19 protein-coding genes are annotated in these 16,968 nt (G+C 43.2%); 8 read left to right on the forward strand and 11 right to left on the reverse strand.

Going from position 1 to position 16,968, the window contains the following annotated elements; genetic code table 11:
- Window positions 1-125: 125 nt before the first annotated feature.
- A complete protein-coding gene (locus AB6E78_RS18545) occupies window positions 126-785 on the reverse strand; it encodes a DUF2726 domain-containing protein (protein ID WP_017065541.1) in 660 nt (219 codons plus the stop codon).
- Between the two features lie 273 nt (window positions 786-1,058).
- Between AB6E78_RS18545 and AB6E78_RS18550 the strand changes: the two genes are divergently transcribed.
- On the forward strand, window positions 1,059-1,244 hold the full coding sequence (locus AB6E78_RS18550) for a hypothetical protein (protein WP_017059179.1): 186 nt from the start codon (window positions 1,059-1,061) through the stop codon (window positions 1,242-1,244).
- A gap of 135 nt (window positions 1,245-1,379) precedes the next feature.
- Here AB6E78_RS18550 and AB6E78_RS18555 read toward each other — a convergent pair whose 3' ends face one another.
- Entirely contained in the window at window positions 1,380-3,338 is a 1,959-nt protein-coding gene (locus AB6E78_RS18555) for a diguanylate cyclase domain-containing protein (RefSeq protein WP_372134064.1), read from the reverse strand.
- A 261-nt stretch (window positions 3,339-3,599) separates the two neighbouring features.
- On the opposite strand from AB6E78_RS18555, the gene AB6E78_RS18560 reads away from it, so the two are divergent.
- The gene (locus AB6E78_RS18560) at window positions 3,600-4,706 is read left to right on the forward strand and encodes a M20/M25/M40 family metallo-hydrolase (protein ID WP_017059177.1); all 1,107 of its coding nucleotides are present in this window, start codon (window positions 3,600-3,602) and stop codon (window positions 4,704-4,706) included.
- Window positions 4,707-4,814: 108 nt separating this feature from the next.
- On the opposite strand, the gene AB6E78_RS18565 is transcribed toward AB6E78_RS18560, so the two are convergent.
- Entirely contained in the window at window positions 4,815-5,237 is a 423-nt protein-coding gene (locus tag AB6E78_RS18565) for a DUF3859 domain-containing protein (protein WP_371721610.1), read from the reverse strand.
- Between the two features lie 78 nt (window positions 5,238-5,315).
- Entirely contained in the window at window positions 5,316-5,684 is a 369-nt protein-coding gene (locus AB6E78_RS18570) for an ATP-binding protein (protein WP_017065537.1), read from the reverse strand.
- 275 nt (window positions 5,685-5,959) lie between these two features.
- Here AB6E78_RS18570 and metA point away from each other — a divergent pair, with 275 nt between their 5' ends.
- On the forward strand, window positions 5,960-6,901 hold the full coding sequence (gene metA, locus AB6E78_RS18575) for a homoserine O-succinyltransferase (RefSeq protein ID WP_017066439.1): 942 nt from the start codon (window positions 5,960-5,962) through the stop codon (window positions 6,899-6,901).
- Between the two features lie 168 nt (window positions 6,902-7,069).
- Window positions 7,070-7,837, forward strand: a complete 768-nt coding sequence (pilW, locus tag AB6E78_RS18580; RefSeq protein WP_017065536.1) for a type IV pilus biogenesis/stability protein PilW — start codon at window positions 7,070-7,072, stop codon at window positions 7,835-7,837.
- A 90-nt stretch (window positions 7,838-7,927) separates the two neighbouring features.
- Here pilW and rlmF read toward each other — a convergent pair whose 3' ends face one another.
- Both rlmF and AB6E78_RS18590 read right to left on the reverse strand, forming a co-directional pair.
- Window positions 7,928-9,250 carry a 23S rRNA (adenine(1618)-N(6))-methyltransferase RlmF gene (gene rlmF / locus AB6E78_RS18585; protein WP_372134065.1) on the reverse strand — a complete coding sequence of 441 codons (1,323 nt, stop codon included), beginning with the start codon at window positions 9,248-9,250 and terminating at the stop codon, window positions 7,928-7,930.
- A 4-nt stretch (window positions 9,251-9,254) separates the two neighbouring features.
- On the reverse strand, window positions 9,255-9,752 hold the full coding sequence (locus AB6E78_RS18590; RefSeq protein ID WP_004734935.1) for a YgjP-like metallopeptidase domain-containing protein: 498 nt from the start codon (window positions 9,750-9,752) through the stop codon (window positions 9,255-9,257).
- Window positions 9,753-9,889: 137 nt separating this feature from the next.
- Between AB6E78_RS18590 and AB6E78_RS18595 the strand changes: the two genes are divergently transcribed.
- A complete protein-coding gene (locus AB6E78_RS18595) occupies window positions 9,890-10,126 on the forward strand; it encodes a glutaredoxin family protein (protein WP_016786183.1) in 237 nt (78 codons plus the stop codon).
- Between the two features lie 89 nt (window positions 10,127-10,215).
- On the opposite strand, the gene AB6E78_RS18600 is transcribed toward AB6E78_RS18595, so the two are convergent.
- On the reverse strand, window positions 10,216-11,088 hold the full coding sequence (locus AB6E78_RS18600; RefSeq protein ID WP_017065533.1) for a LysR family transcriptional regulator: 873 nt from the start codon (window positions 11,086-11,088) through the stop codon (window positions 10,216-10,218).
- 110 nt (window positions 11,089-11,198) lie between these two features.
- Here AB6E78_RS18600 and AB6E78_RS18605 point away from each other — a divergent pair, with 110 nt between their 5' ends.
- Both AB6E78_RS18605 and AB6E78_RS18610 read left to right on the forward strand, forming a co-directional pair.
- Window positions 11,199-12,398, forward strand: a complete 1,200-nt coding sequence (locus tag AB6E78_RS18605) for an MFS transporter (RefSeq protein WP_171733532.1) — start codon at window positions 11,199-11,201, stop codon at window positions 12,396-12,398.
- A gap of 85 nt (window positions 12,399-12,483) precedes the next feature.
- Complete coding sequence (locus AB6E78_RS18610; RefSeq protein WP_372134066.1) at window positions 12,484-13,050, forward strand: DUF1415 domain-containing protein; 567 nt, start codon at window positions 12,484-12,486, stop codon at window positions 13,048-13,050.
- A gap of 28 nt (window positions 13,051-13,078) precedes the next feature.
- On the opposite strand, the gene AB6E78_RS18615 is transcribed toward AB6E78_RS18610, so the two are convergent.
- Complete coding sequence (locus tag AB6E78_RS18615; protein WP_017070903.1) at window positions 13,079-14,149, reverse strand: diguanylate cyclase domain-containing protein; 1,071 nt, start codon at window positions 14,147-14,149, stop codon at window positions 13,079-13,081.
- 213 nt (window positions 14,150-14,362) lie between these two features.
- Here AB6E78_RS18615 and AB6E78_RS18620 point away from each other — a divergent pair, with 213 nt between their 5' ends.
- Window positions 14,363-14,938 (forward strand): nucleoside triphosphate pyrophosphohydrolase family protein, encoded by a 576-nt coding sequence (locus AB6E78_RS18620; protein ID WP_372134067.1) that lies wholly within the window; start codon window positions 14,363-14,365, stop codon window positions 14,936-14,938.
- 207 nt (window positions 14,939-15,145) lie between these two features.
- Here AB6E78_RS18620 and AB6E78_RS18625 read toward each other — a convergent pair whose 3' ends face one another.
- The 3 genes from AB6E78_RS18625 to AB6E78_RS18635 form a co-directional block, all read right to left on the reverse strand.
- Entirely contained in the window at window positions 15,146-15,634 is a 489-nt protein-coding gene (locus AB6E78_RS18625) for a GNAT family N-acetyltransferase (protein ID WP_017109820.1), read from the reverse strand.
- A 115-nt stretch (window positions 15,635-15,749) separates the two neighbouring features.
- Window positions 15,750-16,259: a hypothetical protein gene (locus AB6E78_RS18630; protein ID WP_017070904.1), complete on the reverse strand. Its 510-nt coding sequence runs from the start codon at window positions 16,257-16,259 to the stop codon at window positions 15,750-15,752.
- Between the two features lie 185 nt (window positions 16,260-16,444).
- Window positions 16,445-16,960: a hypothetical protein gene (locus AB6E78_RS18635; RefSeq protein ID WP_372134068.1), complete on the reverse strand. Its 516-nt coding sequence runs from the start codon at window positions 16,958-16,960 to the stop codon at window positions 16,445-16,447.
- Window positions 16,961-16,968: the final 8 nt, after the last annotated feature.

Consider the following 16,968-nt stretch of genomic DNA (forward strand, 5'->3'; position numbering starts at 1 on the left):
ACTTCTTCTTGAAGATAAAAGCGGCTTTCCCCGGAAAGCCGCGATGAACCTTTTTAATTTGTATAACTTATTCGTATCTAAGCGATTGAATGGAGTCCAACCGGATGCATTACTATCGATACCAACTATTCTTCAACATCGAATACAACGTTGTAGTTTTCGGTATAGGTGCAGTTTGGCTGGCGGCTACAAGTGAAGAAGCGTCGGCCTTTGTAATCGCCTTGGCTTGCCAGTTTGATGATCATTGGGCTACCACACTTCTTACAAAATCGCACTTCTTTTGATGGCTCGATTAAATCGATGTGTGCTGCCAGTAACCTCTTCAAACGGCTCACTTGGTAGCTGTGTTTAATAGATGCACCAATCAGAGGTAAACCTGCCGATTTACACACGTGAATTAGTAGCTTTTCGCGATCGACTTTCCCTTTATTGAGCTCTTTGCCGTTATCAAGTTCGATAATAACGCGGGGCTCTAGCGTTCGCGGGTCGCAAACAACAAAGTCGAAGTAACTACGTGAGATCTTGTTGTTGGCGATAAACCAATTCTTCTTATTGTTCGTCTTAGCAGGAACAAGTACGTTCGACATGCTGACTTTAGCAAACACTTCCCCATGGTTGCCCACAGCTGATTTTAGCGCATTATAGAATGTCGCCTGTTGCGCCGACATCAACGCGCCTTTCTTCTGATAAGCGTGGTCTTTGGTGTCATCGTGTTTCACCACATACTTTTGAATAAAGTAAAAGAACACAACCAGAACAATTACAACGATAAAGATATTAGTCATTTTCCAACACAATCAAGTCTGTATAGGGATTAAGAGAGTAGCTAGCGTATGTAGAAAAGCATCACCTGGCAAGCAAAAGAGCGAGAGTCGCCAACCAGAATCACGACCTTTGAGCGCAGTGCCCAACGAGAGGTCGCTCCTTCGCTAGACACACCTCTCTTATTTTGATAATTAAATCATCAATTACACTCTAGATTGACTTAGATCAATTTACCTAGATTTGTGATCAACTAGCCTGAAAAACGTTAGGCAAATGTTAATAAGGAAATTGATATGGAACTTAAACAAGACCCAAGATGTTATACCGACGTATGTGTAGATGGTAAATGGTTCCACTATGACCACTGCGGAACCCAAGCCTACATGTTAAAGGGAGGAGCTTCGGCTGTGATTGAACTCGCTAGCGAACCAGCGACAGAAGGCGAATTGGTTGAAATGCTTCAAGGCGTCGCTAAGTAACCCACCAAGCCAAATCACAGTATGAATTAAGCGAATAAGAGTAAATAGCCGTATTAGTTCAGATAAGCACTCTTATTCGCTTAGTTATTGAAGTTCAGGTTTCTTGATTGCAGGGGATTAACTAAGTTTAGGAACTCAAATGATAACGACTTTATTGCGCCCTGACTGCTTAGCTTGATACAAAGCATCGTCTGCCGATTTCAAGTGTTTCTTATAGGTACGGCTATTCAACTGTTGCTCCGTTAGATGAGTCGTCGCACCAATCGATGTGGTTAATTCTAATGGGCCAGAATGCGTTTCAATCGCTCGGTCAGCGATCGCTTGCCTTATAAGCTTAAGCTCTTTATTAGGATCTTGATTCCCAGCCAGCAACAAAACAAACTCTTCCCCACCCCATCTTGCCACTACATCGTTTGTTGATAAGATTTTCTCTAAACGCTTAGCGACTTCCACCAGCACTTGGTCACCAATATCATGGCCATAAGTGTCATTAACTTGTTTGAAGCGGTCTAAATCTAGAATAGCGAGCGTATACCCAAACGACGACAAATGATGTGGCATCGGCTGAGTTAACCGTTGCTCTAAGTAACGCCTATTGTATAAGCCTGTCAGTTCGCATCTTGTTGATTGCTTAAGTAGTTCTTTGTTGGTCTTCTGGATCGAGCGTAACCTTATCAATAGTAACGTGGCGCTTATCATCACCATGATACCCAAAGCGACGACGATTCGATTCCGTAATTGCTGCTTATCTAATGTCAGCTCACCCAACTCTTTTTCTGCGTTAAGCAGTTCGTTTTCTTGAGCTAATGATGCCGTAGCGAAATCTTGCTCTAGTAAAAAGATATCACTCTGGCGCTTATCAAATAGCAGCGCTTTGTTGCCCTTGTAATAGAGTTTGAAGTAACGAAGTGCGTTCTCGCTGTCGCCTCTCGAATCATAGTATTCAGCAAGTGTTCTTAAGCCGAGGACCTTCCAGCTGCGAGTCCCCACAACATCGAACATTGCAGACGATCGCTTTAGATCAGCAAAAACAAAATTATCTCGGTTCAAACCAATGTTCGCTAAGGCTCTATTTAGGTAACACTGCCCCAATTGAAGTGTGTATTTGTCCACGCCTGGGTATCTAAGACACAAGTTTGCGACTTGTCGTGCTGACTCAAAGTTCTTTTCCGCCAACAACACATCACTCTCTGCTTTTAATAGGATGATTTTGTATCGTTCACTCACGTTATCGCCATTTAGCTTAGCCGCACTTTGATATGCTTCTCGGCCTTTGACTAAATCACCACTGCGCAGATAAGCAAAAGACTCATTCACATGCAGCACGCCGATGGTAGACGCTTCGAGTAGTCCACTCTTGTAATAGAGCTTTTTGGCTATTTTAATCAGCTTGAGCGCTTTAGGCCAGTCTTCCAAATAGATATAAAGCAGTGCCATATTTGACACTAACTTGCTGTTGTAGATGTGATGAGGGTACTTCTTACCAAGGTCTAAACCTTTATGGAAAAAGTATTGAGCTTCAGGAAAGTCATTGCGGATGTTATTGATGACACCAGCCGTGTTATAGGCCTTAATCAACAACTCTTCATAGTGAAGCGATTCTGCGATATCTATCGCAGCTCTGATTTGGATTTCAGATTCCGCTAGCTCACCCGTACTGATGTATTCGATCGCTAATTCAACGAGAGATTGGGCCTTTAACCAACCCATATGTTCGTGTTGTGCGAGTGCTTTAATCTGCCTGACGTATTCGGAAACCGCTTCGGTATCCAACTTATGTTGCGCGAGGTTGGACAAAATCATCAATTCGTAAGCACGATAGATGGCTTTATCTTGGTCTGGGAACTTGGCTTGGAGAGCCTCAAGTTGTTGGGAAGCTAAATTAGGGTCACCGCGAGATACATCGAGAATATCGATCAACGCAGATCCATATTGAGAGAGTGATAACTCTTTCTCTGGACTATAAACACTCGGGTTTTCAGGGCGAATATGCTTTAAATCGTCGTCATAAGTTGGATAGAGCAAATACAGCCCCAGCACAATACTCATCAGCACCACGAAAAGGAATGAACCTAACACATTGTTTCTATTCATTTATCAGGGCCATTATTGATTGAATTCCAATTTTATTGACGTTTTTTTAAGAGCGGTCAAACATTATACCCGACAGATATACAGATTAAAATCCTGCGCACTGGTGGATCTGAATTGGGTTTTTCTCATTAATTAGAATAATCAGGCAACTTTCTTGATTTAACTCAGACAATCATCTACCTCATTGGCGTTATAGTGATTTTCCTGTTCCTACCTCCGCGGCTTCTTTTTGAACAAGCGGAAGCATAATGAGAATTAACAATGACCCAAATTAATGAACAACGTCTTGTAGAACATTTCTGCGATCTAGTGAAAATTGATAGTGAATCTCGTAACGAAAAAGCGATTGCTGAAGCTTTGGCTGAGCAACTCGGTGAACTAGGTTTTGAAGTTCACAAACTGGCGGTTCCTGAAGAAGTGTCTAATGGTTTCAACATCTACGCTCGTCTAGATGGCACTCTTCCAGGTAGCACAGTGTTCAGCTGCCACATGGACACAGTAACGCCAGGCATCGGCATTGAGCCAATCATCGAAGACGGTATCATCCGTTCAAAAGGCAACACAATTCTAGGTGGTGACGACAAGTCTGGTATCGCAGCTATCATGGAAGCGGTTCGTTGCATTAAAGCTGAAGGACAAGAGCACAAAACTATCGAGATTGCATTTACTGTATTCGAAGAAGGCGGTCTGTTCGGCTCTTTGAACTTCGATATGTCTTACATTCAATCTGAGCACGCAATCGTACTTGATACAGGCGGTCCAATTGGCACTATCGTAAACGCAGCGCCTGGCCAGCAGAAGATTGTTGCTAAAATCAAAGGTCGCCCTGCTCACGCTGGTTTAGCACCAGAAGAAGGCATCAGCGCAATTCAAGTTGCTGCAGACGCTATCACTAAGATGAACCTACTTCGTATCGATGAAGAAACGACAGCAAACGTTGGTATTGTTGAAGGTGGTCAAGCAACTAACATCGTAATGCCAGAGCTTAAAGTCGTGGCTGAAGCACGTTCTCTAAACGGCGAAAAGCTAACGGCTCAAGTTGAACATATGATCTCTACATTCCAAGAAAGTGCTAAGCAGTTCGGCGCTGAAGTAGAAATCGAATCAACTCGTGCTTACGATGCATTCGTTATTGCAGACGATCATCCGCACATTCTTTCTATCAAATCGGCGTTTGAGAAGCTTGGCGTCACAGCGAACACTAAACGCACTGGCGGCGGTAGCGATGCAAACAACTTCAACGCAAAAGGCCTGACTACAGTTAACCTTTCTACTGGTATGGCGAAAGTTCACACCACTGAAGAGTACATTGCAGTGAAAGACATGGTCGCAATCACTGAGTTTGTTGTGGCTTACGTAACGCAATAATCGAATCCATTAGTTAGGTAGTCACTTCTATCTAGCACAATGAAAAAAGCCGAGACATCATCACGATGCTCGGCTTTTTGTTGTTTAGGTGAACATAGAAGGTCGAACCTAAAACCCTCTACGCTTCCAGAATTGGCCTTCGTCTTTTGCTACTAGGTCGAATGTCTTGTCGGCGATGATGTTGCCTTTTAGCTCAACCGTCATGCGCCACTTTCCTAGCTTGTTCGAGACAGGAGCCCAGATAGTGTCACCTAAGTAGAAATCCCAGTCATTGTTACCGACATACTCCTCACCACCAAACGGTTCGAGCACTTCACCTTTGTCTGTGGTGATGTTTGGGTGATAAATGCAGTAACGGATCTTCTCACCTTTGGCTTTTTTGATATTCAGGATATAGCCAAACTCTACGTCGATTTCAGCATCAACGGTGGTGGTGAACTCTTGGATTTTTGGAAGATCTTTAGATTTTGAATCCCATGTGGAATAGATACCATAAGAAGTCATGTCGACCACAACAGAGCGCTTTGCCATTTCAATCGTTACCTTGAAGTTGTTCTATTAATTTAATTCTATTTGCCATTCAGCCACGCAAGCAGAAGAAGAACGAGGCTATTCTTGCCAGTCTTTCGCCATACGCTTAATTACTGAAGGTTCAATGTCGTGAATAGTGCCATATTGCTCTCGGCACACTTCGATAATTAATTCTGCTTTATATTTGAGTGCAAGTTGGCGGTAGGCTTTCATTTCCCAATGCTTAATAAAGGTATTCGAAACAACCACATCAAACCCTTGCTTTAAGCCGTTTTCAGCTGTGTTTTGACACCACTCATGAGCTTGTTGCAGCTGCCTAGGATCAAAATGGTACTCACCTTGCTCATTCACATAATACATATCGGCTTCGACATGCAATGCATCGTAGGTTTTTGCTTTTGTTGATTTGCCAGAACCGGGCAACCCTCGAATGAGTATTAACTTCATCTGTCACTGTACAGGCTAATTTGAAAACATGAGTTTATCGTAAATAGTAACGAGTTGCTCTGATAACTGCCTCTGCTCAGCATCCGAAAACCAACTACTTAAACACGACTCAGATAATCACTGAATACAATGAGACTCCCCTCGAAATGCGGGGATTGCTTCTGATAGAAAACACAAATAATTTACATCTAGCCATTTTGCATATCGACAAGCGTATCAAACTACTATAGATTTAGATGTATAGACGTCTACATATCTAGCTTAGGGAGAAAGCTGTGCCTATTCGCATTCCAGACCAATTGCCAGCATCCGATGTTCTTCGTGAAGAAAACATCTTCGTTATGCCGTTATCAAGAGCATCGACACAGGAAATTCGTCCACTTCGAGTCTTGATCCTCAACCTAATGCCGAAGAAGATTGAAACTGAAACTCAATTTTTACGCCTACTATCGAACAGCCCATTGCAAGTGGATGTAGAGCTGCTGCGCATTGATGACCGACCAAGTAAAAACACACCGACTGAACACCTTGATAACTTCTACCGCCAATTTGAAATGGTCAAAGAAAGAAACTTTGATGGATTGATCATCACTGGTGCGCCGCTTGGCTTGGTTCAATTTGAAGATGTGATCTACTGGGATCACCTGAAAACCATCATGGAATGGGCAAACAAGCACGTTACTTCAACGCTATACGTGTGTTGGGCAGCTCAGGCTGGTTTGAAATTACTCTATGATTTGCCAAAACGCACTCGTAAAGAGAAGCTGTCTGGTGTTTACAACCACGAGATACATAACCCATACCACCCTATTTTACGTGGCTTCGACGATACATTCTTGGCTCCGCACTCTCGCTATGCGGACTTCTCTCAAGAGTACTTAGCGGAACATACTGACCTTGATGTTCTTGCAACTTCTGATGTTGCAGGCGTATACCTAGCAGCAACCAAAGATAAGCGAAACGTGTTTGTAACGGGTCACCCTGAGTACGACTCTCACACACTTCACAATGAGTACATTCGAGATTTGGGTGAAGGCATGGAGCCTGTGATACCAATCAACTACTACCCGAATAACAATCCAGACAACAAACCGGTTGCAAGCTGGCGCAGCCACGGACACTTGTTGTTCTCAAACTGGCTAAACTACTGCGTTTACCAACAAACGCCTTACGATCTGGATCATTTCAGCGAAGACAACTTTACCAAAGACGATTAAGTTCTTTCTTCCGATTCACAAACACATAAACCGTGTTCAGTATGTTGTTGATAAAACGACGAATTGGACGCGGTTTTTTTATGGTGTGTGGGTCGCATTCCATGATAGATTTACGACTTCAATGGGTTTGATTTCATATGATGGGTTGGTGTTCATAAGGAGCTTCACATGCCTGCCAAGCCATCATTTTCAAATCCGATTTCGTTGTCCCGCCCTCTTTCGTTATCAAGTGTGGTACTACTTGCCTCGCTTTCCTTGGCCGGTTGTGTCTCTGTCACTGAAGGACCGCCAAAGATTGAAAGTGATCCTATCGCGATGTCTGAATCTCGAATCGAATTAGGTTTGGGCTATATGGGACAAGGCAATATGGTGAGAGCGCGTGAAAACCTTGAGCTCGCGATTAAACACGCACCTAGCTACTACCGTGCTCGGCTTTCAATGGCGCATTACTACGAACAAGTGGGTGAAGTAGATGAAGCGAGAAGCACTTACCGCAAAGCACTCAGTCTTGATTCAAGAAATGGCAATGTATTGAACAACTACGGTACCTTCTTGTGTAAACAGGGCGAATACGAACAAGCCGATAATTACTTCAATCGCGCCATCGACCAACCCTACTACTACTTGGTGTCTGCAAGTTATGAAAACGCCGCGTTTTGCGCATTTAAGGCTGGCAATACCGACCAAGCGAAGTACTACTTCAGCAGAGCGATTGACCACGATCCAAACCGCGTAAAATCGATACTACAGTTATCAAAAATTGAAGTGAGTGACGCCGATTACAATGACGCTCGAATCCGTTTATTCAAATTCCACCAGCGTTATGGCTATCAAATTCCATCGCTTAAAATCTTGGTCGATCTCGAAAACAAAGCAGGTAACAAAGCTCTAGAGCAGAAATATCAGAGTAAGTTAGATGAGTTGCTTTCTGCTTAGGTTATATGCAAAACACAAAAAAAACGGGCTTGTTGCGTTAACAACAAGCCCGTCCGTATTTCAGCTTAATATCTTAACTAAGTGCAGCCGCTATTTTAGCGCGATCCACTCTTGTCTTTGCTCATCGTCCATAAAGGTCCATGCGATAAAGCGACTTACCTTCTGGCCTTGTGACATCTCGACGACTTTCACTTGTTTAGCTCTAAGCTTGCCAAGCTCTGAACGAACCATATCGACGTTATCTTTCTTAGAAATCAATGTCGTAAACCACAAAACTTGAGTAGCAAAAAGTTGACTCTCTCTCGCCATCTTCATAATGAAAGCGGCTTCACCACCTGGGCACCAAAGCTCGGCTTTTTGACCACCAAAGTTTAAGGTTGGTTTATCTTGCTTAGTTGATTTATCTAACTTAACTGGCTTCTTATTCATTTCTGGCTTGAACGACTGACCGGCTTTCTTAGCACGGTTCGCCGCTAGATTATCCAGTTTACGTTGTGACCCCTTTTCAGCCTCTTCAAGAGAGCTGTGGAATGGCGGGTTACAAATAGTGACATCGTAACGTTCATTATCCTTAATCACGCCCTTAAAGATAGATTCAGAGTCAGCTTGTAGGCGAGCGCGGATCTTACCTTTTAGATTAGGGTTGCTTTCCGCTATGAAGTTCGCTGTTTTGATGGAGACTGAATCAACATCTGTCCCTGTACAACGCCACTTATACTCTGTCGCACCAATGATTGGGTAGATACAGTTTGCACCGACACCAATATCTAATGCTTTCACAGACGCGTGGTTATAGGGTTCACCTTGGCCATCGCTATTAAGGATGTCGGCCACTCTGTGAATGTAGTCTGCACGACCAGGAATTGGCGGGCACAAGTAACCAGCAGGAATATCCCAATGTTTAACGCCATAGTGATGCGCCAACAAAGCTTTGTTGAGTAGCTTAACGGCCAATGGATCAGAGAAATTAATGGTGTCTTCGCCAACCGGATTCTTGATCAGATGCTCTTTTAGCTCAGGCAAAGCTGCAACTAGTAACTCGAAGTTATAGCGGCCAGTGTGCTGGTTTCTTGGGTGTAATCCACCTTGAGGTTTTTCAGCCGAGCGTCTTTTCTGAGCTGCGTTCTTGTTAAAAGCCGTTTTATTGAAAGAACCCTTATTCGATGATCCTTTATTTGCACCCTGCTTCCCTTTACTGTCTTTTGCAAAAGGTCGCTTTGCTTTGTTATTGCCCGCGCCTTTAGGTGCACTATTCTTGCGGCTTTTATCAGATGTGTTCTTTGTAGAAATACGCTTGTCGCTGCTTGGCTTAGCTGTACTTGGCTTAACATCAGCTTGGTTGTCTTTTGTTTTTGCTGATGAAGTGCTGTTTTTCGACAGGCTTAGCGTCGTTCTATTTTGTGATTGGCTCATTGGGCTACTTCTTTAAATCTAAATACATCATGAATAAACGGGCATCCAACTCAAGTTGATGATATTCCGGTTCCATGTGACAGCATAGTTGGTAAAAGGCTTTGTCGTGCTCTTTCTCTTTGATATGCGCCAGTTCGTGTACCACCAGCATTCTTAGCAAAGGTTCTGGTGCATTTTTAAAAACACTGGCGATACGAATTTCATTCTTTGATTTGATCTTTCCACCGTGATTCTTAGCAACGTAAGAATGCAGACCTAACGCATTATTGATTAGGTGTATCTTGCCGTCGTAAATCACTTTGCTGATCGGTGGTGTTTTTTTCATGTAGCGATTTTTTATCTCAATCGCATAGTCAAACAGGGCTTTCTCGCTTTTTATTTCATGATTCTTTGGGTAGCGAGCTTCAAACCAAGGCACCAATTTACCCGACTCTACAAGTTGAGTAACAGGATCAAGAATGTGCTTAGGATAGCCTTGAATATAGCGTAAAGAAGGATGCATGCTGAAAGACCGTACAAGTTACACCACGACAATACGTTGTGGTCTTGAAAATTGAGCCGCATAGTGTAACTGATCACACTTTTCTAATCACCTAGGATTCGTTACACTTTAGCGAGATTCACCAAGAGAATGAAAAAATGAAACGTGTTGTATTGTACGTCGCAGACAAATGCCCGCACTGTAAAGATGCCCAAAGGTATTTAGACTCTAAGAAAATTGTTTACCGCCTGACGAATGCAAAGATGCAGCGTGGCCGTAAAGAATTGCAAGCAATGGGTGCTCGTTCTATCCCCGTGCTTAAAATCGGCGATCAAGTGATGGTCGGCTGGAATCAGAAAAACTTCGATAAGATGTATAACTCAAAGAACACCTAACGTGCTCTGAGCCAGTCATACTTCTATACAACAAAACCCGAATATCCAATCTAGGATGTTCGGGCTTTGTTTATTTAAATCTTACTAAATCACACATACCGCTTAACGAAATCAATAAAGGTTCGGTCTGCTTTTGACAGATACCCTTCCTTTCTCCACGCCAAAGATAGGTTCAGTTTCACAGGGTCTTTAAATGGCACGCCTACGACATCTTCCTCGTATTCTGTCACCAAGCTAAGCAACGCGGTGATGGCAAACTCTCGCTTCACGATAGAAAGAATCATTGGCAATAAATTGGTTTCGAACGCAATGGTCATATCGAGATTGTACTTCTTACAAGTCGCATCGATAAAATCGCGGTGGAAGTAGCCCGATTTGAACATGATCAGCTCTTGAGCAAAAAATTCTTCAAAGGTGATGGATGGTTGCGTTGCCAGTGGGTGATCTTTGCCAACTACAGCTAACATTTCTGAGCTTAACAGATGATCCGTTTCCAAATCATCTGGAACGTTCTCATGATTAATTACGCCAATATCGAGTTCGCCGTTTAACAGCATTTCACGAATCGATGCGGTGCCAGCATCAATCAAGGTCAACTTTAGGTTTGGGTATTGGCTTTTAAATGCCATCACTACTTGGGGGAAAAAGTAACTGCCCATCATACTTGGAGCGCCTAATCGAACCTCGCCTTTTTCTAGCCCCTTTAGTTCATTCATCGCGAGCTGAGCATCATCAAACTGCTGGGCGATTCGCTTTGCATGCTCAAACAGTACTTTGCCCTCCTCCGTTAAAGTGACGGATTTATCGCCTCGACGAAATAGAATCAACTCTAGTGTCTGTTCTAGTTTTTTAATGGAGATACTCAATGCAGGCTGTGCGATATGCAGCGCTTTGGCCGCCTGGGTGAAGTTACCAAACTGAGCAACAGCCAGAAAATGTCGAAGTGGTTTTGATTCAAGCATGGCGATATATTTAATATATAGAGGTGATATTTTTAATATATTTCTTTAATCACACCTGTACTGATAACTTGTTCACAAATAGCTTACTAACTCGCGCAGGCACAACGTAAATGTTTGATAAAGGCAGTCCTCAATACAAACGTATCACTCAATCATTGGCGATTGGTTCATTTATCATTTTCTGTAACCTTTACCTCTTTCAGCCTATCTTGCCGCACATGGCGGAGCACTTCCAAGTATCTGAAACTCAGATCAACTGGTTATTTGCTGCTACAACACTCGGCCTTTCGATTAGCTTGGTACCTTGGGCAATTGCCTCTGAAACCTTTGGTCGTAAACCCATTATTCTGTTCAGTCTGTTCGCTATCCCATTAATAGGGTTAAGCATGGTGTTCACGACTACCTTGTTGCAACTCGTTATTGCCCGCGCATTTATGGGCATCGCTGTGGCGGCGTTTGCTGGTGTGGCGGTTGCCTATATGGTTGAGGAGTTAACACCCAAAGCCTTTGCTGTCGCGATTGGAGGTTATATTGCGGCCAACTCATTGGGTGGAATCTTCGGACGTGTATTAGGCGGCTTAATTACAGACTATTTCGATTGGCATGCAACTGTACTGTTTTTCGTTGTCGGTTCATTGCTTGGTGCACTCTTTATTGCCTATCGCCTACCTGACCAACAGAACTTCAAACCTCAAAAAGGGCTGTTCTTTCATCACAACCGCTCCGTTGTAATGCACTTAAGAAACCGCACACTGTGGCTTGCCATGTTGATTGGTGGTGCTAACTTCGCGCTGTTTGTTAACCTGTACTCTGTAATGGGCTTTAGGCTAGTATCCGAACCTCACTCGGTACCCGTTGGTTTAGCTTCACTGATATTCCTATGTTACTTGGCCGGTACGGTCAGCTCTAAGCTCTCCAACAAATGGACACTTCGCTTTGATCCGTTAAACGGAATTTTGATGGGCGTGTGCATTAGCTTAATTGGAATGCTGGTTTCTGCGGTCGATAAAGTCCCGTTCATGTTAGCTGGCTTGTTATTGATTAGTGGCGGTGCGTTCTTTGCCCACACTCTTGCCTACTCTTGGGTGAGTCAAAAAGCACCGAGCGCTAAGGCGACAGCGACCGCGCTCTATCTGGTTCACTATTATATTGGCGGTAGTTTAGGTGGATTCTTGCTTTTATATTGCTGGCAACTGTTCGGTTGGAATGGCGTGATTGCAGGTGGTTCAATCTTCTATGTCGCGATATTTGCTTGGGTCTATCAGTTGAAACAGCTACAAGTATCGACTTCCAAACTCGCACAAGCATAACTACGACTGAGTTTGTAACTCAATTATTGCTTTTGATTAACGTCCGTTCTGATATCCTACGCAAAATTTCATTTCGGAACCTGTTATGTCGAACACTCAAAGCACAGATATTCAAACCATCCACGACCAAGTTAAACAATGGTTAGATGATGTCGTTATTGGCCTAAACCTGTGCCCATTCGCAGCCAAGCCACAACGTAATAAACAGATTAAGATCTTTGTGAGTGAAGCGAATACGGAAGAAGCGTTACTGGAAGACATCATGACGCATTTCGTAGAGTTAGATAATACGCCAGTTGCTGAATTAGAGACGACTTTAGTGGTGGTTCCCAACATGCTGCAAGACTTCTTCGACTACAACATGTTCATTGATTGGGTTGAAGCGTTGATCAAACAGCAAGACTGGGAAGGCGTTTACCAAGTGGCAACCTTCCATCCTGACTATTGCTTTGGTGGTGCGGATCCAGAAGACGATGAAAACCTAACGAATCGCTCTCCATACCCTGTTTACCATTTGATTCGTGAAGCAAGCATGGAAAAGGTACTGAAGCACTACCCTAACCCTGAAGCGATCCCAGACACCAACATCGCAAGAGTTGAGTCTTTAACGCCAGAAGAACGCCGTCAACTGTTCCCTTACTTGTTTAGTTAATAGTTCAGTTAATCGCTAACATGATGGCTCATATTCCTGAGCGCTCTTGATGATATGGACGAGAAATGAACTGATCTCGTCCATTTTGTTTCGCAATGTACAGACACTCATCGGCAACTTTGATGAGCTTATCTAACGCCGACATCCTTTCCCCTTTGGTATCCCCTGTACTCAACTCAAAATGACACGCACCAATTGATATAGTGACAGGCTTTCGATCCAGTGTGATTTTCTTCATCTCTTGCAAAAGAGTCATGAACTTATCTTCAACATAATTTGGTGTTTTATTTGGATACCAAAGAATGAACTCTTCACCACCAAAACGCGCCACAAACTCACCCTTTTGAGTGTTATTGTTCAGCACGCTCGCCACTTTCTTTAATACAACATCGCCCATTTGGTGACCGTAAATGTCGTTAACCTGTTTAAAGAAGTCGATGTCGACAACCGCCAAGGTTCCCTTTCCTAAAGAGCCTTTTAACTGCTCGACTTCCGCATTCAACGTTTTAAACAAGCAACGTCTATTTGGCAAGTGTGTCAGAGGATCATACAGAGCTTGATACTCCAATTTCTCATTCAACTCTTTGAGTTTTCGTTCTTGCTGCCTTCTAACCAGCTCCACTTCGATCCATGATGCCATTAGTCTCATCACGTCGACATCGAACTCTTTGAACTCACGATGATAGGGTGCTGGGCTTGAAAAGTTTAAGGTGCCATAAAGCTCATCATTAACGAAAATGGGAACCCCAATATAAGACTCCAAGCCAAAAGACTGGTAAGCAGGATGCTTCGCATACTTATCGTGTTTGCCACAATGCTCAATACAGATAGGACCAATCGATTTACAGGTAATTTCGCAATAGGTTGAACGATAATCAAAAGTGTCACCGCTATTGAGTTCTACCCCTTCAGGCGTAACACAATGTTCAACAACATAAGTATTGCCATCGACTTTCGATAAGATACCAATATCAAGGTTGAAGCGTTCAAGCCCCATGATAAGCAGCTGAGCGATCTGAATATCGAAGCCCTTCCGGTAATCATTGGTGATTTGATACAAGCGACGTATAACAATTTCGCTTTCACTGGCTTGGTTCATAAATGAGGCCCCACTGCAGCCGAAGTTAATGGCAATATTAATATTTGGTATATTAAGAAGAGTAAAGTGTAAAAAAACATAATAATCAATTGGTTTGTATGCAAAATACCTCATTGGTCCAATGAATAAAAGTCGACTTCTTCGACTTTGCGTTAGCACCCTATTCCTAGCTTTGGTAAAATAATCCATTAACGAAACAGAATGGATAGGAAAATGAACCTTTCTCAACTAAGCCAAGAAATCTACGATCACCTTTACCGCGACATTGAAGAGTTCCGCAGTACTTTTGATCTGCCTGTTGCTGATCCTGAAACAATGGACGAAAAAGGCGATACGCTACATACCTCTCTAGCGATCGAAGAACTAACAGAACTTGCAGAAGCTGACTCTAAAATCGAACAAGCGGACGCTATTGTAGACAGCGTTTATGTTTTGATGGGACGCTTGGTTCACCTTGGTCAAGCTAAGGTTGAAGACAATCTAGCAATCAGCTACCTGATCGACCTACTGTTGAATGTTTCTAAAAACCGCTCAATTGACTTCTTGCCTTGCTGGGACGAAGTACACTCAAGCAACATGAGCAAACTATGCCGCAACGAAACTGAATACGCTGAAACAGAAGCTTTCTATGCTGAGCAGAACATCAAGCTGATGGCGGTTCAAAAAGGCGAATACATCATCGCTAAGTGTGCGGAAGATTTCGTATCTGAAGGCAAGACAGTTCGCCAAGGTAAAGTACTAAAATCTGTACACTACCGTCCTGCGAACCTTGAGCCACTAACGGCTTAAGTTGCACTGAGTATGAAGCTGTTAAAACGAGCAGCTCACTAAAATAGCAAACGCCACGTTTAAATAACGTGGCGTTTTATTATCTGTCAGTTAATTCTAACTGTGTTAATCGTAGCTGTGTGCTTATTGTACCCGAGTGTCAGTTGTAGCTTTGTGTTAAATGCAGCTGTGTGTTAATTGTAGCCGAGTGTTAATTGCAGCTAAATGCTATACCAGTCGAGCCATATGATAAGCCGCTACATATTCGCCGTTTCTAAAGGCAAATCCTGCTGACTCCCCTTCAATCACGAAGCCAAATTTCTTATACAGGCTGATCGCTCTTTCGTTATCGGTATAGACCGTTAGCTCAAGTCGTTTGATGTTAATCCAGTTATCACACAAGTCGATCGCGGTCGCGAGCAGCTGACTACCCACACCTTTGCCTAACACATCGTCTTTAACACCCATACCAAATGAAGCAACATGTCGTCTTCTTGGGTTCACACACACTTCCATTCCCAAGTTGCCAACAATCTCATCGTCGATCATCGCGACATACGAGTACACGTTGTCAGGCATATTAGAGATTCGTTTTTGCCAGCTTTCCAGAGATGGATTTGGGAGTTGCAGCGTACCGGTATAAGCATTAGTGCATTCGTAAACTTCTTTTATTCCCTTTGCATCTGACGGTTCAGACCGTCTCACTATAATACTCATCGCAACTCCTACTATTTTCATCGCTAAATATGAAACACATCCTTAATGTGCACCTAGACACACTATCAAATAGTGAATATTTAACAATAGGTTAGATGAACTTATCTTATTGGGCTTAATTGATACTGAGTAAACGCCCTCTCTCAATATCTTGCTCAAGTACCTCCGGCGTTAAATCGCCATGTCCATGGTGGTCATGATTATGGTGATGACCATGATCGTGTCCGTGGGAATAACCTTTGTGTTCATTTGCTCTTTGAGCTAACTTGTGTGAGTCCAAATAGGTATCAGTTAAATCAGCACAATATTCTTCGGTCCATAAACGTCGAGCCTCATCATCACTCATGATTTGCTCGGCTTTAGGGCCCAATTTGTCCATGTAGAACATCCCCAGCTCCTCACCTTCTACATTGGCGTGGTTGATAAGGTTCATAAACGCAGGCTCTTGATTCTCATCTGATAGATGACCATTTTTGTAACACACGGTTAGACCAATAATATCGTCGCCAAGTTTCTCTAATTCAGGGTTAAAATGATTGTGACTATGATTATGTTCGGCAGCGGCGACAAGCATTGGAGTAAGTAAAACACATGCGATAGCCAGTAGCTTAATGGTATTTTTCATGGGATAGACCTTCTGTATTTTCGAATACAAATTTGATTAGTTGGCTGACTTAGCTTCTTGTGAGATGAGCTAAGTTAAGGGGAACTTCAAGACCATTTCAGCCTGAGTACCCCTCTGTCTCACTACAAATAATCAATATGATTGGATAACGAGGCTCGATATAACGAGCGTTCTATAGACAAAAATCACTTATCAACTACGATTCTTGCTGGTGCGATGGTGTAAGTCATTGGCTTCACCTCCCATTCACCTTTTGCTTCCAATGCAACCGCTAGTGCTTGCGCCTCTTCACATACCTTCGCTGGTTTTCCGTCAGCCCAGTATGATGGACCCGAAGTGTAGCCGCACATCACTGAAAACGAGTGTTGCCCATTCTTTGTGGTGTATTCCGTCATAATGACACCACCTTCTCCATGCGTTATTTTTAGCGAGCCTTCATCGGCGACATGCATTGCATCGGAAGGATTCGGTTTGACATACGTTGTGTAGGTCCCGCCATCAGACATGGATTGGTTGTCATACATGGTGTAGCCTTCTTTTTCTGAAGGTAAGGTCAGTTCGTAGTTAGGATCAATATCCGCTAAACGTTCTGAGTTATTCGTCGCACCAGGTTGATAGTTGTGAGCATTTGATTGTCCGTTAGCGAAAACAGACGCTGACACTAAAGATAGAATGACGACCGCTAAAATTGATTTTTTCATAATGAACT

The sequence above is a fragment of the Vibrio sp. 10N.247.310.98 genome, from assembly GCF_041467395.1.
Lineage (GTDB): Bacteria > Pseudomonadota > Gammaproteobacteria > Enterobacterales > Vibrionaceae > Vibrio > Vibrio crassostreae_C.

Coding starts and splice junctions, on each gene's coding strand:
- AB6E78_RS18630 (WP_017070904.1), bottom strand. CDS start 16,259: ATGAAAAATACCATTAAGCTACTGGCTATCGCATGTGTTTTACTTACT.
- AB6E78_RS18545 (WP_017065541.1), bottom strand. CDS start 785: ATGACTAATATCTTTATCGTTGTAATTGTTCTGGTTGTGTTCTTTTAC.
- AB6E78_RS18600 (WP_017065533.1), bottom strand. CDS start 11,088: ATGCTTGAATCAAAACCACTTCGACATTTTCTGGCTGTTGCTCAGTTT.
- AB6E78_RS18615 (WP_017070903.1), bottom strand. CDS start 14,149: ATGAACCAAGCCAGTGAAAGCGAAATTGTTATACGTCGCTTGTATCAA.
- AB6E78_RS18620 (WP_372134067.1), top strand. CDS start 14,363: ATGAACCTTTCTCAACTAAGCCAAGAAATCTACGATCACCTTTACCGC.
- AB6E78_RS18590 (WP_004734935.1), bottom strand. CDS start 9,752: ATGCATCCTTCTTTACGCTATATTCAAGGCTATCCTAAGCACATTCTT.
- AB6E78_RS18560 (WP_017059177.1), top strand. CDS start 3,600: ATGACCCAAATTAATGAACAACGTCTTGTAGAACATTTCTGCGATCTA.
- AB6E78_RS18565 (WP_371721610.1), bottom strand. CDS start 5,237: ATGGCAAAGCGCTCTGTTGTGGTCGACATGACTTCTTATGGTATCTAT.
- AB6E78_RS18625 (WP_017109820.1), bottom strand. CDS start 15,634: ATGAGTATTATAGTGAGACGGTCTGAACCGTCAGATGCAAAGGGAATA.
- AB6E78_RS18595 (WP_016786183.1), top strand. CDS start 9,890: ATGAAACGTGTTGTATTGTACGTCGCAGACAAATGCCCGCACTGTAAA.
- AB6E78_RS18570 (WP_017065537.1), bottom strand. CDS start 5,684: ATGAAGTTAATACTCATTCGAGGGTTGCCCGGTTCTGGCAAATCAACA.
- rlmF (WP_372134065.1), bottom strand. CDS start 9,250: ATGAGCCAATCACAAAATAGAACGACGCTAAGCCTGTCGAAAAACAGC.
- AB6E78_RS18555 (WP_372134064.1), bottom strand. CDS start 3,338: ATGAATAGAAACAATGTGTTAGGTTCATTCCTTTTCGTGGTGCTGATG.
- AB6E78_RS18605 (WP_171733532.1), top strand. CDS start 11,199: ATGTTTGATAAAGGCAGTCCTCAATACAAACGTATCACTCAATCATTG.
- pilW (WP_017065536.1), top strand. CDS start 7,070: ATGCCTGCCAAGCCATCATTTTCAAATCCGATTTCGTTGTCCCGCCCT.
- AB6E78_RS18610 (WP_372134066.1), top strand. CDS start 12,484: ATGTCGAACACTCAAAGCACAGATATTCAAACCATCCACGACCAAGTT.
- AB6E78_RS18550 (WP_017059179.1), top strand. CDS start 1,059: ATGGAACTTAAACAAGACCCAAGATGTTATACCGACGTATGTGTAGAT.
- AB6E78_RS18635 (WP_372134068.1), bottom strand. CDS start 16,960: ATGAAAAAATCAATTTTAGCGGTCGTCATTCTATCTTTAGTGTCAGCG.